The following is a 15,554-nucleotide window of genomic DNA, read 5'->3' as shown; positions in this document are numbered from 1 at the left end:
ACATCTTGTGTTCATATTGCTACCTGCCCCATTGCTGGAAAAAATCACCCATACTATTAAAATAAAAAATACCCCGGAAAACCAGGGAGAACGCCTTGCGGCAGGGTGGTTTTTTTGCTATAATGACGATGACGAATTGCGCCCATTTTTTGATTGCGTCCGGAAAACAAACACCAAATGGGTCCCCTGCCCAGTTCGGGCCGGCAGGGACCCCATTTTCTTTTTCCCCGCTTTCTTTCTCAGGGCCAGGCCCTGTATTTCGGAGCTGCCGCTTTCACGCCCCCGGCGCTCTTGTTCAAGGAGGTTTTTCCATGAATCCTGCCGCTGACGTCTGGGCAAAGGTTTTGACCCTCATGCAGCCGGAGATGACCGCCACCACCATCAACACCTGGTTTGACGACGCCACCGCCGTGGCGCTGGAGGACGACCGCTTTGTCCTCTACTCCCCCACCCGGTTCAAGCGGGACATCATTGCCACCCGGTACGTCTCCAAGATCCAAAACGCCCTGCGGGAGCTGTTCTCCGCCGAGATGGACGTGGTGGTCCTTACGGAAGGGGAACTGGACCAATACCAGCAGCCCGCTCAAAAAAATGATTTCTTCCCCGGGACAGAGGAGTACACCTTCGAGCGCTTCGTGGTGGGCTCCTCCAACAAGTTTGCCCACGCCGCCGCCCGCGCCGTGGCCGACAACCCCGGTCAGAGCTACAACCCCCTGTTTATCTATGGCGAATCCGGTCTGGGCAAAACCCACCTGCTTTACGCCATCGCTCATACCATTCATAAGAACCACCCGGAGTACAAGGTGGTCTACATCAAGGGAGACACCTTCACCAATGAGCTGATCCAGGCCATCCGGGAGGGCCGCAACGCGGAGTTCCGGGAGAAATACCGCGGCGCCGACGTGTTCCTCATGGACGACGTACAGTTTATCGCCGGTCGTGACTCCACCCAGGAAGAAATGTTCCATACCTTCAACACCCTCTATGAGCTGAAAAAGCAGATCGTCTTCACCTCCGACCGGCCGCCTAAGGAGATGCTGCGCCTGGAGGACCGACTGAAGACCCGTTTTGAGTGGGGCCTGTTGGCTGACATTCAACCCCCGGACTATGAAACCCGCATGGCCATCATCAAAAACAAGGCCGTGCGCATGGGGGTGGAGCTGCCCGAATTCCTGCTCCAGCTCATTGCCGAGAACATCACCGCCAACGTACGGCAGATCGAGGGTACCGTCAACAAGATCATGGCCTATCAGCAGCTCATGGGCGACTCAGTGGACAAGGACACCGTGGTCCGGGCGGTCAAGGACATGTTTAAGGAAAAATCGGACATCGTGCCCACTGCCGACGTCATCATCGACGAGGTGTGTAAGTTCTATAACATTGAGCCCGCCACCCTCCGTGGCCAGGGCCGTGCCAAGGATATCTCTCTGGCCCGCCAGATCGCCATGTATCAGATCCGCCGCATGACCAACCTCTCTTTGAAGGAGATCGGCAAGGAGTTTGACAACCGGGACCATACCACGGTGCTGCACTCCATTGAGCGGATTGAGGATTTGGTCAAGACTGACCCGGAAAAGGCGGAGATCATTAAGGATATTACTTCGAATATCAATATCCGCTACGAATAACCTACTTTTCTCGAGAGAAAAGTAGGAAAAAGAGCTTTGTCCGAAACGAGTGTCCTTTTCTGAGCGATCAGAAAGGGACGAAAGAATCGCCGGGGAACACTTCGCCTGTGGCGGTGTTCCTAGGCGGCTTATCCCCGGACCCCTGTTTACGAGAGCGTGTCCCTTGGGCTGTTTGGTCTTTTCCGGCGTTCCTAAGTTTTGACCGTGCTCCTTTCTATTCTCGGCCCACTGGGGCCTGATGCCATTCAAATTTGAGAGTTCTTATATTCTAACGCACACCGCCTGGTGCCTGCCTACCTGTTTGGTGCGGCGATGATTGAGCGGACAGACCGCTCACGCCCAGCCGCGGACCAGCTGCCCTGGCTTTGCCGGAGTAGGCGGTGTCCGTACAGCGCAGACACTTTTAAATTTCTACCTTGCAGGCCCCAGTGGGCCGAGGCAAGAAGGACCAGCCTGTCCTGATTTTGCCCGCCGGAAGGTTATTGCTAAGAAAACAGGAGGGCGTCCCCCGCAATTGGGGGTCTGGGGGCAATGACTGTGAGCACCGCCGCAGGCAAGGTGCTCACCGGAAGCGGCCCCCAGCGATTCTCAAGGTGAATTGCCCCAGAGGGGCAAGAGAGGGTGGCCTGGGCCATTGGTTCCTTTCTGATCGTTCAGAAAGGAACATCGTCTCTCCCCCGCCCCGCTGGGCGGAATACTTTTAGTAGAACCATCTATTCCCAGTGTAATTGAATATTGATTGCATAAGTATTCATTTTATATACGCATAGTATCGAAAATCCCAGGCCGAACTGCATCTTAGTTATCCACACTTAAATGTGGATAACTTGGTGCATGTTGTGGAAAACTCCCGTGGGCACCACTACCTGTGGAAAGGGACCAAAATTCTTCCCCACCCCCTGTGGACGCGCTTTCCGTTGCGAGAGTAAGGCTGGAGGCGTTTTTCCACATTTTTTCCCCCTACGGGCTACTATTACGAAATTTAATCCTCTCCTCTCTTTAGAGAGAGCGGGGAGGAGCGACGCGAAGGAGGCAAACCCATGAAATTTTCCTGTGAAAAGGCACTGCTCACAGCGGCTGTATCCATTGCATCAAGAGCGGTTGCAGCGAAAAGCTCCATCCCTGCCATGGAGGGAATCCTGATCGAAGCCGACACTCGACTCCGCCTCACCGGTTATAATTTGGAAACTGGTATCCAGGCCACCGTCCCCGCTGAGATCAAGCAGCCCGGCTCTTTGGTGCTTTCTGCCCGCCTTTTTGGTGAAATTATCCGAAAAATGCCCGATGATGTTGTGGTTTTCACCTCAAAAGATTACATGGTCAACATCAAGTGCGGCATGAGCGAATTCAATATTTTAGGTACCGATCCCGAGGAGTTCCCCGAGCTGCCCACCGTGGACCAGCAGAACTCCATCACTCTGGAGCAGTCTGCTCTGCGCTCCATGATTGCACAGACCCTGTTTGCCGTCAGCGACAACGAGAGCCGCCCTGTCCACACCGGTTCCCTCTTCGAGGCGGACCACAACGATTTGACTGTGGTGTCCGTGGACGGCTACCGCTTGGCGCTGCGCCGGGAGAAGGCCGATAAAATTGAAGGATCGGAACAGTTTTCTTTCGTGGTGCCCGGTTCTGCCCTGAGTGAAGTGGAGAAGATCTGCTCCGGAGAGGGACCTGTTACGGTAAACCAGGGCGCCCGCCACATTCTGTTCCAGGCCGGAGACACCGTGCTGGTCTGCCGCCGGCTGGAGGGCGAGTTCCTTCCCTACCGCAACGCCATCCCCCGCAACAACCCCATTCAGATCCAGTGCGACACCCGCGCCCTCCTCTCCTCCATTGAGCGCGTCTCCTTGATTATCAGTGAAAAGCTCAAGAGCCCGCTGCGCTGCGTGTTTGGAGATGGTATGGTAGATATTACCACAAAGACCGCCATTGGCGATGCCGCCGACCAGTGCCCCATCGATGGAGACGGCCAGGGCCTGGAGATCGGGTTCAACAATAAGTATTTGATGGATGCGCTGAAGGCTGCCCCGGCGGATAAGCTGCGTCTGGAGTTCTCCTCCAGTGTGGCTCCTTGCGTGATCCTGCCCGCCGAGGGGGAGGAGACCTTCGTCTACATGGTGCTGCCCGTCCGCCTGAAGGCCAACTAAATTCCTTTTTTCGAGAAAAAAGGAATCAAAAAAGCTTTGTGCAAAGCTGCGCTTTGCTTCTGGGAGAGCTGCCCTGCGGGGCGGCTTCCATCAGAAAAAGATTTGAGACGATAGTTCGGTTTTGAAAATAAGGAGTGACTATGGAAAAAGAGACTGTCCAGATCCGCACGGAGTTTATTAAGCTCCAGGATCTGCTGAAATTTGCCGGAGCCGTGGAGACCGGCGGCGATGCCAAACTGATTATTCAGGAGGGCCGGGTCAAGGTGAACGGGGAGACCTGCACCATGCGGGGCAAGAAAATGCGCCCCGGCGACGTGGCCTGCATTGACGACCAGCTGGAGCTGACCGTCCAATGAAGCTAAACCGGCTGGAGCTGGACTTTTTCCGCAACTATGCCCACGTGGAGGCCACCTTTCACCCGCGGGTGAATCTCATCTACGGGGACAACGCCCAGGGAAAGACCAATCTGCTGGAGGCCATTGCCTACCTCTCCTCTGCCCGGTCCCACCGGGCCAGGTATGACCGGGAGCTCATCATGTTGGATCAGCCCCAGGGCTACATCAAGGGAGAAGTGGACAGCCGGGAGCGCACCTTTATTCTGGAGGCCAAGCTCTGCCGGGGCAAAACCCGACAGCTTTGGTCCAACGGCCTGCGGCTGAAAACCGCCGGGGAGCTGGCGGGAATTTTGACCACTGTCCTCTTCTGTCCCGAGGACCTCTACCTCATCCGAGAGGGTGCCGCCGCCCGGCGGCGCTTTTTAGATGGGGCAATCTGTCAGCTGCGGCCCAGGTATGCTCAGGCGCTGGCGGAGTATAACCGCCTCTACGAGCACAAGACCCGGATTTTACGGGACTGGCAGGAAAATCCCTCCCTGCTGGATACGTTGGACGACTTTAATCTCCGTATGGCCCAGTTTGGAGCCCGGATCATTCACTACCGGGCCCACTTTGTCCGGCGGCTGGGGGAACAAGCCCCCGCCATCCACGCCGATTTTTCCGGCGGACGGGAGCAGCTTGGACTGCGGTATGAGACGGTTTCCACCGTTCAGGACCCACTGGGCAGCGTGCAGGACATTTTTGAAAGCCTGATGCGCCACCAGGAGAGCCACCGCCGGGCGGAGCTGGACAGCCGCCAGTGTCTCAGTGGTCCCCACAAGGACGATCTGGTGGTGGAGCTGGACGGACAGAGCGCCAAACAGTTTGGCTCCCAGGGCCAGACCCGGACGGCGGCCTTGTCCCTGAAGCTGGCTCAGCGGGAGATCTTTCAGCAGGAGACCGGCGAGTGGCCGGTGCTGCTGCTGGACGACGTGCTGTCTGAATTGGACGGAAAACGGCAATCCTTTGTATTGAACCGCATTCAGGGCGGCCAGGTGTTCATCACCTGCTGCGAGCCAGAAAAGCTGGACGGCCTGGAGCGCGGTAAAAGCTTTCAGATCCAGGGAGGGAGCGTTCTCTCCCAGCGCTTGGTGTAAAGGAGGCGGCGGGATGCCCATTGTCATTGGAATTTTCTTTCTGCTGCCCCTGTTTTTCGGCGCTTTGGCGGAGTATCTGTGCTGTCGCCTGCCCCGGCGCCGGTTTTGGCGGTTTCTTCCGCCCGTGATTGCGGTTGTATTTCTGATTGTGGCCGTGTGTGTCCGGATACAGAATTGGGAGAGCAAAGACGTCTCCCCCCTCACCCAGTTGATCATTTTCCCCGGCGTGCCCGCGGTGGCGCTGCTGCTGGGGGTCTATCTGGGATGGCGGTTTTGGAAGTATCTTTGGTCGCCCAGAATCATTGATGATTTGAAATGAAAATAGGGTTCCGCCCTGTGGGGCGGGAGAGGGCGAAGTGTTCTTTCCAGCGATGGAAAGAACCAAAGATCGCCGGGGGACGGCTCCGATGAGCGCCTTCGCGCAGCGGGCGCTCATAGTCACCTTTTCCCCGGACCCCTATTTACGGGAGTGTGTCCCTTTGGGTTTATGTATGTTCCCGGCGGGCAAAATCAAGATCTGTTTCCGTACTACTCTCGGCCCACTGGGGCCTGTTGCCATCAAAATTTGAAGGCATTGCCACGCTAACATACACCGCCTCCTGCGTCCCTACCTGTTTGGTGCGGCGGTGGTTGGTTAGATCCCCAGCTACTGCCCAGCTGCCACAGCTTTTCTGCACCAGGCGGTGGCATTTCAACGGTATTTCTTGCAAATTTCAAATATGTAGGCCCCAGTGGGCCGGGGCAAGTGGTATCACAGATCTTGTCTTCGGGCCGCCGGTAGGTTTTAATCAAATCCCCAGGAGGGCGTCCCCCGTAACCGGGGGTCTGGGGGGCAGATGACTGTGAGCGCCCGCTGCGCGAAGGCGCTCACCGGAATCAACCCCCAGCGCATCTTTGGTTACTTTCTGTGCGAGCAGAAAGTAACATCCGTCTCTTAACAACGGAACCCGCCCCGCAGAGCGGAACCCTCCCCCAACAAACCAAATCCACAAAACAGACCATGAATGTGGAAAAAGGAGGCCACCATGTATCTTCATATCGGACAATCCGTGGTGGTCCCCTACCGCCAGATCTTAGGCATCTTCGATTTGGACAACGCCAGCTGGGCCTATAAGACCCGGGAGTTCCTGGAGCGGGCCGAGCGGGAGGGCCGGGCGGTCTGGCTGGGCGACGACCTGCCCAGATCGTTCATTCTGGTGGGCGAGGGAAACGCCCCACCCACCGTCTACATCTCTCAATTATCCACCGCAACTCTGCTGCGGCGGATGGAAAATAACTCCTTTGAGTAATATCTACCTATCAACAATACGGAAAGTTGAGAGGGGAGAGGGAAGAAGTCCCTTCTTTCCCCTCCCCTCTCAACCCTTCCAACGACTTGACCGGAGGTAAGCATATGGCAGAAAACAACGAGCTTCAGCAGCTCAATTCCACCCAGGTGGAGCACGAGTACGGCGGCTCTGAGATCCAGGTTCTGGAGGGCCTGGAGGCGGTGCGCAAGCGCCCGGGCATGTACATCGGCTCCACCAGTGAGTCGGGACTTCATCACCTGGTGTACGAAATTGTGGATAACTCCATCGACGAGGCCCTGGCGGGCTACTGCACCGATATCACCGTGACCATCAATCCCGGCAACACCATTACCGTCACCGACAACGGCCGCGGTATCCCCGTGGACATCCAGCCCCAGACCGGCCGGCCCGCCCTGGAGGTCGTCTTCACCGTTCTCCACGCCGGCGGTAAGTTCGGCGGCGGCGGCTACAAGGTCTCCGGCGGCCTGCACGGCGTAGGCGCCAGCGTGGTAAACGCTCTGTCCGAGTGGCTGGAGGTTCAGGTCCACAAGAACGGCGAGATCTATGAGATGAAGTTTTCCCGGGGAAAGATCACCCAGGAGATGAAGGTGGTGGGCAAGACCGATCACACCGGCACCACCGTCACCTTCAAGCCCGACCCCGAGATGTTCGACACCCTGGAGTACAACTACGAAACCCTCCACACCCGCATGCGGGAGGAGGCCTTCCTCAACGCCGGACTGCGTATCCAGACCGTGGACCTGCGTCCCGGCCAGGAAAAAGAGGACGACATGTGCTACGAGGGCGGCATCCGGGAGTTTGTCACCTTCATCAACCGCAACAAGACCCCTATCCACGACGGAGTGATCTACATGTCCGGCGCCCGGGAGGACTCCATGGCCGAGATCGCCATGCAGTATAACGACGGCTATCAGGAAGTCATGGTCTCCTTTGCCAACAACGTCCACACCCCCGAGGGCGGCATGCACGAGGAGGGCTTCCGCCGGGCGCTCACCAACACCCTCAACGCCTACGGCCGGAAAATTGGCGTCCTGAAAAACGACGACAAGGTGTCCGGCGACGACTGCCGCGAGGGCCTCACCTGCGTCATTTCCGTCAAACTCACCGAGGCCCAGTTCGAGGGCCAGACCAAGGCCAAGCTGGGCAATGCGGAGATCCGCACCCTGGTAAACGCCGTGGTATCCGAGAAGCTGGAGATCTTCCTGGAGGAGAACCCCAAGGTGGGCAAGCTCATCCTGGAGAAGGCCATGATGGCCAACCGGGCCAGAGAAGCCGCCCGGAAGGCCCGGGAGTCCATCCGGAGAAAAACCGCACTGGGCGGCGCGGCCATGCCCGACAAGCTCCGGGACTGCAACGAGGCCAACCCCGAGCTCACCGAGCTCTACATCGTCGAGGGTGATTCCGCCGGCGGCTCGGCCACTCAGGGCCGGGACAGCCGCTTCCAGGCCATCCTCCCCCTGTGGGGCAAGATGCTCAACGTAGAAAAGGCCCGGGCGGACAAGGTGTATGGTAACGATAAGCTCACCCCCGTCATCACCGCTCTGGGCGCGGGCATCGGGGACGACTTTGATCTCAATAAGCTGCGGTATCACAAGGTTATCATCATGGCTGATGCCGACGTGGACGGCGCCCACATCCGTACCCTGCTGCTGACCTTCTTCTTCCGCTTCATGCGGCCTCTCATCGACAACGGCTATGTGTACGCCGCTGTCCCTCCCCTCTATAAGCTCACCAAGGGCAAGACCACCCGGGTGGCCTTCTCTGACGAGGAGCGGGATAAAATCTCCGCCGAGCTCCGTGGAGACAACCCCAACGCCAAGGTGATCATCAACCGCTACAAGGGCCTGGGCGAGATGGACCCCCACGAGCTGTGGGAGACCACCATGGATCCCGAGAAGCGTACCCTCAAGCGTATCGAGCTGGACGACGCCGTCCGGGCCGATGAGATCTTCACCCTGCTCATGGGCGAGAAGGTGGAGCCCCGCCGGGAGTATATCCAGGAGAACGCCAAGAAGGCGGTCAACCTGGACTTCTAAGTGGTCCTTTGTCCCTGTTTTTTCAGCCATCCTTCAAGGAGGAAACGATAGATGAGTAAAAAACCCCAATACGATCCCGAGGAGATCCGTTTCCCGGACCAGGTGATCAAGACTGCTCCCCTGGTCAAGGAGATGGAGGACTCCTACATTGAATATGCCATGTCCGTCATCGTGGGCCGGGCTCTGCCCGACGTGCGGGACGGCCTGAAGCCGGTACACCGCCGCATCCTCTACGCCATGTACGAGGACGGCCTCACCAGCGACAAGCCCTTCAAAAAGTCGGCCACCTGCGTGGGCGACGTGCTGGGCCGCTACCACCCCCACGGCGACCAGTCCGTCTATGACGCCCTGGTGCGTCTGGGCCAGGACTTCTCCATGCGCTATGTGCTGGTGGACGGCCACGGTAACTTCGGCTCCATCGATGGCGATCCCCCCGCCGCCTACCGTTACACCGAGGCCCGTATGTCCAAGCTCTCCAACGAGATGCTCCGGGACATTGAGAAGGAGACGGTGGACTGGGACCCCAACTTCGACGAGAGCCGCAAGGAGCCCCGTGTCCTGCCCAGCCGCTTCCCCAACCTGCTGGTGAACGGCTCCTCCGGTATCGCGGTTGGCATGGCCACCAACATCCCCCCCCACAACCTTACCGAGGTTATCAACGCCGTCATCTGCGTGCTGGACAACGAGAACGCAACTCTGGACGACCTGATGGAGCACATCCAGGGCCCCGACTTCCCCACCAAGGGCATGATCATGGGCCGCAGCGGCATCCGGGCGGCCTACGCCACCGGCAAGGGCCACATCCGGGTCCGCGCCCGCACCGAGTTTGAGGAGTTCGGCAAGGACCGCACCCGCATCATCGTCACCGAGATCCCCTACCAGGTCAACAAGCGCATGCTCATCAAGAACATGGCCGACCAGGTGGAGGACAAGCGTCTGGAGGGAATCTCCGACATCCGGGACGAGTCCGACCGCAACGGCATGCGCATCGTCATCGAGCTCAAGCGGGACGCCAACCCCCAGGTGGTCCTGAACCGCCTCATCGCCCAGACTCAGCTCCAGGTGACCTTCGCCATCAATATGCTGGCTCTGGTCCACGACCAGAAGCAGCCCAAGATCCTCACCCTGCGGGAGATTCTGGACGAGTACATCGCCTTCCAGGAGCAGATCATCACCCGCCGCACCATCTACGACCGCCGCAAGGCCCAGGAGCGGGCCCATCTGCTGGAGGGTCTGCTCATCGCCCAGGATAACATTGACGAGGTCATCAAGATCATCCGCACCAGCTATGACAACGCCAAGGAGCGCCTGATGACCCGCTTCGGTCTGGACGATGTGCAGGCTCAGGCCATCCTGGATATGCGCCTGAAAGCGCTCCAGGGCCTGGACCGGGAGAAGCTGGAGGCCGAGTACAAGGAGCTGGAGGAGCGCATCGCCTATTATGACAAGCTCCTTTCCGACGAGGGGCTGCTGCGCCAGGTCCTCAAGGACGAGCTCACCGAAATCCGGGACAAGTACGGCGACCAGCGCAAGACCGAGATCGCCTTCGTGGAGGACGACCTGGACATCGAGGACCTCATCGAGGAGGAGCAGTGCGTCTTTACCCTCACCCAGGCGGGCTACATCAAGCGCACCCCGGTGAGCGAGTACGCCGCTCAGTCCAAGGGCGGCCAGGGCCGCAAGGGCATCACCACCCGGGATGAGGACTGCGTGGTGGACGTGTTTACCGCCTCCACCCACGACTACCTGTTCTTCTTCACCGACACCGGCAAGGTGTACCGAAAGAAGGGCTACCAGATCCCCGAAAGCGGTAAGACCGCCAAGGGCACCAACATCGTCAACATTCTCCAGGTGGAGCAGGGTGAGAAGGTCCAGACCATGATCCATACCCGGGAGCTGGACAACCCTGATCTGTATCTGGTCATGGTCACCCGCAACGGTACCGTCAAGCGTCTGCCTGTTACCGCCCTGAAGAATATCCGCAACAGCGGCATCCGTGCCCTGCGCCTGGAGGAGGGCGACCAGCTCATCTCCGTGCGGGAGACCGACGGTACCAAGAAGATCCTCATCGCCACCCACGACGGTATGGCCGTCTGCTTTGACGAGAACGACGTGCGGCCCATGGGCCGTGACGCCGTGGGCGTGCGCGGCATCCGCCTGCGGGAGGGCGACTATGTGGTCAGCGCTGCCCGGGCCACCGCCGGCCGCACCGTCCTTACCATCACTGAGAAGGGCTACGGCAAGCGCACCCCCGTGGAGGACTACCGTGTCACCAACCGCGGCGGCATTGGCATTAAGAACTACGCCGTCACCGAGAAGACGGGCAAGATCGTGGGCATCAAGGTGGTGGACGGCAGCGAGGACCTGCTGCTGGTCACCCAGGCGGGTATCCTCATCCGCACCCACGTGGACGCCATCCGGGAGGCCGGACGTGCCACTCAGGGCGTCATCGTCATGCGCTTCAAGGAGGAGGGGGACAAGGTGATCTCCCTGGCTTTGGCGGAGCGGGAGGAGACCGCCGAGGTCACCCAGCCCGAGACCGCGGAAGCGGAAACCATGGAAGCAGAAGCCACCGAAACCCCGGAAGAGACCCAGGCTGATCAGGAGTGATGGATCGCTCCTGGTGAGAAAAGGAGGTTTGTCCCGTGAGAAGACGTCGTGTGACCTATCGCCCCAGTAAGGCCCAGGGGGCATTTAGCGTAGTCGTCGGTATCGTCTTTGTGCTCATTGGTTTGTTTGTAGTTATCCCCGGAGGATTTGGAATCTTCGGTATTCTATGGACGCTGATGGCCTTGGGAATCACAGTGATGAGCGGATACCAGGCCTTCGGAAAGGGCTACACCGGACCGGAAATCACCATTGAGGAGGACGAGGAGCCCCGCCGTGGGGCATCCTCCTCCCCTGCTCCCCAGACCCACGACCACATTCCTTCCACGTCTCTGGACGTAAAGGGACGGCTGGAGCAGCTCAAGGACCTGAAGGAGGCCGGGCTGCTCAGCCAGGAGGAGTATGACAAGAAGCGGCAGGAGATTTTGAAGGGGCTTTGAGTAAGGAGGACAATCCGATGCAAAGACGCCGTATGATCGACCGACCCAATCAGGTCCAGGGAAAAAGCTGGATCTCAGTGATTTGGGGCGTGATACTTCTTATCGTTGGTTTTGGAACGATGATGTCTACATCCGCTGCCTTTGGCGCTGTGTGGACGCTGGTTGCCGTGTTTCTGATCGTGAACGGCGTCCGTAAGGCCGTTTCCCCCAAGAATGCCTCCAAGCTGGACGACAGTGTGGAGAAGGTTGTGTCCCGGATTCAAAATAAGGCTCCCGAGAAAAAAACAGTCCGCAGCAAACAGGAGACCCACGACCATATTCCCTCCACCACCCTGGATGTGGAGGCGCGGCTGGAGCAGCTGCGCAGCCTGAAAGAGGCGGGGCTGATGGACAATGCGGAGTATGAGCAGCGGAAGCAGAAGCTGTTTAAAGGACAGTAAGTAGAATTCCGCCCTGCGGGGCGAGAAGGGGCGATGTGCCTTTCTGAACGATCAGAAAGGCACGAAAGAATCGCCGGGGAACGGCTCCGATGAGCGCCTGCGCGGAGCGGGCGCTCATAGTCACCTTTTCCCCGGACCCCTAATTACGAAAGTGGGCCACTTTGGTTTGTTCGTCATTTCCGGCGGGCAAAATCAAGATATGTTTCTGTCCTACTCTCGGCCCACTGGGGCCTTTTGCTATCAAAATTTGAAGGTATTTCCCCTCTAACGTACGCCGCCTACACCCTACCTACCTGTTTGGTGCGGTGGGTGTCGTTCTAGTGCCCCCGCAACTGCCTAGCTGCCACGGTTATACCCAGCCAGGCGGTGTCCGTACAGCGCGGATAATTCTAAATTTTTGACCCGGTAGGCCCCAGTGGGCCGGGGCAAGTGGTATCACAGATCTTGTCTTCGGGCCGCCGGGAGGTTTTAACCGAACTCCCAGGAGGGCGTCCCCCGTAAAATGGGGGCTTGGGGGCAAGCCGCCTATGAGCGCCCGCTGCGCGAAGGCGCTCATCGAAGGCGCCCCCAACGCATCTTTGGTTACTTTCTGTGCGAGCAGAAAGTAACACCCGTCTCTCCCCGCCCTGCAGGGCGGCCCCCTCCCTTTCCCTGCAAAAATAGTACAAAACCACTCTCTCCCAAGGAGAAATGAATGAAAACAGTCACCATTTACACCGACGGCGCCTGCTCCGGCAACCCCGGCCCGGGCGGCTGGGGCGCGATTTTGATGTACGGCCCCCACAAAAAGGAGATGTCCGGGGGAGAGCCCCAGACCACTAACAACCGCATGGAGCTTACCGGGGTGATCTCCGCCCTGCGGGCCTTGAAGGAACCCTGCGTGGTGGAGCTCTACTCCGACTCCAAGTACGTCATCGACGCCCTGGAGAAGGGCTGGGCCAAGGGCTGGCGTGCCCGGGGCTGGGTCAAAGGAGATAAAAAGCCCGCCCTCAACCCCGATTTGTGGCAGCAGCTGCTGGAGCTGTGCGAGTACCACACCGTCAACCTCCACTGGGTCAAGGGCCATGCGTCCAATCCCTATAACAACCGCTGTGATGAACTGGCCGTAGCCCAGAGCCAGAAGTTTAAGTGAGCCACTTGGGCAGAAAGTAAGGGATTTTGTGACAAAATCCCCTTGACAGCGGAAGATTTGTCCAGTAGAATGTCATCACAAAGCTGTGACAGAGAACAGTACCCCCCGCCGGGGCGCAAGAGAGAGGATGGTCGGTGTGAATCCTCCGAAGGCGGGTCGGGGAACGGCCCTCTGGAGCGCGGGCAGGAAATGGCCCGCCGGTCCCCGCCGTTACCGGGAACGAAGTGCGTACCAGCCAGGTACGAATTCAGGTGGAACCACGGACAAAGAAGCGCAGAGTCGTCGCGAACAGCAGACTAAGACGCGGAACGGAGCAAACGGACTGCCGGCCCGGAGGGCCGCTAGCCGGCTTGCGCAGTTGAAGCGGCTTAGGCTGCGTTGTGAGCAGACGGAGCGTGACAACTGTTCGCCCTGAGCCGAAAACCGGCTCAGGGCGTTATTGTTTTTGGCGAGAAAATACACTGCTCTGAGCCAAATCAATCAGAAAAGGAGCGTATCACCATGAAAAACAGCGAAAAGACCATGGAAAAGATCGTTGCTCTGTGTAAGGGCCGCGGCTTTATCTTCTCCGGCAGCGAGATCTACGGCGGCCTGGCCAACACCTGGGACTACGGCCCTCTGGGTGTGGAGCTGAAGAACAACGTCAAGAAGGCCTGGTGGAAGAAGTTCGTTCAGGAGAACCCCTATAACGTGGGCCTGGATGCCGCCATCCTGATGAATCCCCAGACCTGGGTGGCTTCCGGCCATCTGGGCGGCTTCTCCGATCCTCTGATGGACTGTAAGGAGTGTAAGGAGCGCTTCCGCGCCGACAAGCTCATCGAGGACTGGTGCAGCGAGAACGGCGTGGAGCTGGACAAGCCCATCGACGCCTTCTCCCAGGAGGAGATGAAGAACTTCATCGAGGAGAAGAACATCCCCTGCCCCACCTGCGGCAAGCACAACTTCACCGACATTCGTCAGTTCAACCTGATGTTCAAGACCTTCCAGGGCGTCACCGAGGATGCCAAGAACACCGTGTATCTGCGTCCTGAGACCGCCCAGGGTATCTTCGTCAACTTCCAGAACGTCCAGCGCACCACCCGCAAGAAGCTGCCCTTCGGTGTCTGCCAGATCGGTAAGTCCTTCCGCAACGAGATCACCCCCGGTAACTTCACCTTCCGTACCCGTGAGTTTGAGCAGATGGAGCTGGAGTTCTTCTGCAAGCCCGGCACTGACATGGAGTGGTTCCAGTATTGGCGTTCCTTCTGCCGCGACTGGCTGCTGAACCTGAACATGAAGGAGGAGCACCTGCGGCTGCGTGACCACAGCCCTGAGGAGCTGTGCTTCTATTCCAAGGGTACCACCGACTTTGAGTTCCTGTTCCCCTTCGGCTGGGGCGAGCTGTGGGGCGTGGCCGACCGTACCGACTACGACCTGACCCAGCATCAGACCACCTCCGGCAAGGATATGACCTACTTCGACCAGGAGACCGGCGAGCACTATATCCCCTACGTGGTGGAGCCCTCCCTGGGCGCCGACCGTGTGACCCTGGCCTTCCTGGTGGAGGCCTACGACGAGGAGGTCGTGGGTCAGGACAAGAAGGGCAACGACGACGTGCGCGTGGTCATGCACTTCCACCCTGCTCTGGCTCCCTTCAAGGCCGCCATCCTGCCTCTGTCCAAGAAGGAGGTCCTGGCTGGTCCTGCTCAGAAGCTGCGTGATGAGCTGAGCAAGTACTTCATGGTGGACTACGACGACACCGGTTCCATCGGCAAGCGTTACCGCCGCCAGGACGAGATCGGTACCCCCTACTGCATCACTCTGGACTTCCAGACCGTGGGCGACGAGAACACCCCCGCCGACAACTGTGTCACCATCCGTGACCGTGACACCATGGAGCAGGTGCGTATCCCCATGGACCAGGTGAAGAGCTGGCTGGAGGAGAAGCTGGCTTATTGATCGCTTTCTTGAAAGAAAGCTTGGCAAAGAACTTTGTGCGAAACTGCGTTTCGCCTCTGTTATAAAAAACGTGGGAGTGACCAAATCCGGTCGCTCCCACGTTTTTTTAGCTTATACAGGATAAAGATGTTCCTTTCTGAGAGATCAGAAAGGAACCAAAGAATCGCCGGGGCCGCCTTCGGTGAGCACCTTCGCGCAGCGGGTGCTCACAGGCGGCTTGCCCCGGACCCCATTTTACGGGGGCGTGTCCCTTCGGTTGGTACGGAAATTCCGGCGGTCCTAAGATTTGACCATGCGTTCTTCTCATCTCGGCCCACTGGGGCCTGCTTCCATACAAATTTGAGGGCCGTTGTATTCTAACGTACACCGCCTGGTGCCTGCCTACTTGTTCAGTGCGTGCGTGAT

General features: G+C 58.6%; 12 protein-coding genes. All 12 read left to right on the top strand.

Annotation, left to right across the window (positions count from 1 at the left end):
- The first annotated feature begins 311 nt into the window (after nt 1-311).
- Nucleotides 312-1,628, top strand: coding sequence for a chromosomal replication initiator protein DnaA (dnaA, locus tag ACEVJL_RS10445; protein ID WP_020989978.1), 1,317 nt, complete (start codon nt 312-314; stop codon nt 1,626-1,628).
- A gap of 1,040 nt (nt 1,629-2,668) precedes the next feature.
- Nucleotides 2,669-3,775 carry a DNA polymerase III subunit beta gene (gene dnaN / locus ACEVJL_RS10440; protein WP_302670650.1) on the top strand — a complete coding sequence of 369 codons (1,107 nt, stop codon included), beginning with the start codon at nt 2,669-2,671 and terminating at the stop codon, nt 3,773-3,775.
- Nucleotides 3,776-3,915: 140 nt separating this feature from the next.
- Nucleotides 3,916-4,131, top strand: a complete 216-nt coding sequence (locus tag ACEVJL_RS10435; RefSeq protein ID WP_008982339.1) for an RNA-binding S4 domain-containing protein — start codon at nt 3,916-3,918, stop codon at nt 4,129-4,131.
- Nucleotides 4,128-5,246, top strand: coding sequence for a DNA replication/repair protein RecF (gene recF / locus ACEVJL_RS10430; RefSeq protein WP_302667624.1), 1,119 nt, complete (start codon nt 4,128-4,130; stop codon nt 5,244-5,246). The genes ACEVJL_RS10435 and recF overlap by 4 nt, the downstream gene beginning before the upstream one ends.
- A gap of 13 nt (nt 5,247-5,259) precedes the next feature.
- Complete coding sequence (locus ACEVJL_RS10425; RefSeq protein WP_302670652.1) at nt 5,260-5,565, top strand: Tat pathway signal protein; 306 nt, start codon at nt 5,260-5,262, stop codon at nt 5,563-5,565.
- 706 nt (nt 5,566-6,271) lie between these two features.
- Nucleotides 6,272-6,535, top strand: coding sequence for an extracellular matrix regulator RemB (gene remB, locus ACEVJL_RS10420; protein ID WP_008982342.1), 264 nt, complete (start codon nt 6,272-6,274; stop codon nt 6,533-6,535).
- Nucleotides 6,536-6,639: 104 nt separating this feature from the next.
- Nucleotides 6,640-8,592, top strand: coding sequence for a DNA topoisomerase (ATP-hydrolyzing) subunit B (gene gyrB / locus ACEVJL_RS10415; RefSeq protein WP_110441640.1), 1,953 nt, complete (start codon nt 6,640-6,642; stop codon nt 8,590-8,592).
- Nucleotides 8,593-8,643: 51 nt separating this feature from the next.
- A complete protein-coding gene (gene gyrA, locus ACEVJL_RS10410; RefSeq protein WP_374737808.1) occupies nt 8,644-11,202 on the top strand; it encodes a DNA gyrase subunit A in 2,559 nt (852 codons plus the stop codon).
- A 35-nt stretch (nt 11,203-11,237) separates the two neighbouring features.
- Nucleotides 11,238-11,639 carry an SHOCT domain-containing protein gene (locus tag ACEVJL_RS10405; protein WP_374737807.1) on the top strand — a complete coding sequence of 134 codons (402 nt, stop codon included), beginning with the start codon at nt 11,238-11,240 and terminating at the stop codon, nt 11,637-11,639.
- Nucleotides 11,640-11,656: 17 nt separating this feature from the next.
- Nucleotides 11,657-12,079: an SHOCT domain-containing protein gene (locus tag ACEVJL_RS10400; protein ID WP_374737806.1), complete on the top strand. Its 423-nt coding sequence runs from the start codon at nt 11,657-11,659 to the stop codon at nt 12,077-12,079.
- Between the two features lie 694 nt (nt 12,080-12,773).
- Nucleotides 12,774-13,211 carry a ribonuclease HI gene (gene rnhA / locus ACEVJL_RS10395; protein ID WP_008982347.1) on the top strand — a complete coding sequence of 146 codons (438 nt, stop codon included), beginning with the start codon at nt 12,774-12,776 and terminating at the stop codon, nt 13,209-13,211.
- Between the two features lie 501 nt (nt 13,212-13,712).
- A complete protein-coding gene (locus tag ACEVJL_RS10390) occupies nt 13,713-15,149 on the top strand; it encodes a glycine--tRNA ligase (RefSeq protein ID WP_008982348.1) in 1,437 nt (478 codons plus the stop codon).
- Nucleotides 15,150-15,554 lie beyond the last annotated feature (405 nt).

It is taken from the genome of Flintibacter porci (assembly GCF_041925195.1).
Lineage (GTDB): Bacteria > Bacillota > Clostridia > Oscillospirales > Oscillospiraceae > Lawsonibacter > Lawsonibacter porci.
This window is presented reverse-complemented; position numbering and strand designations above follow the sequence as displayed.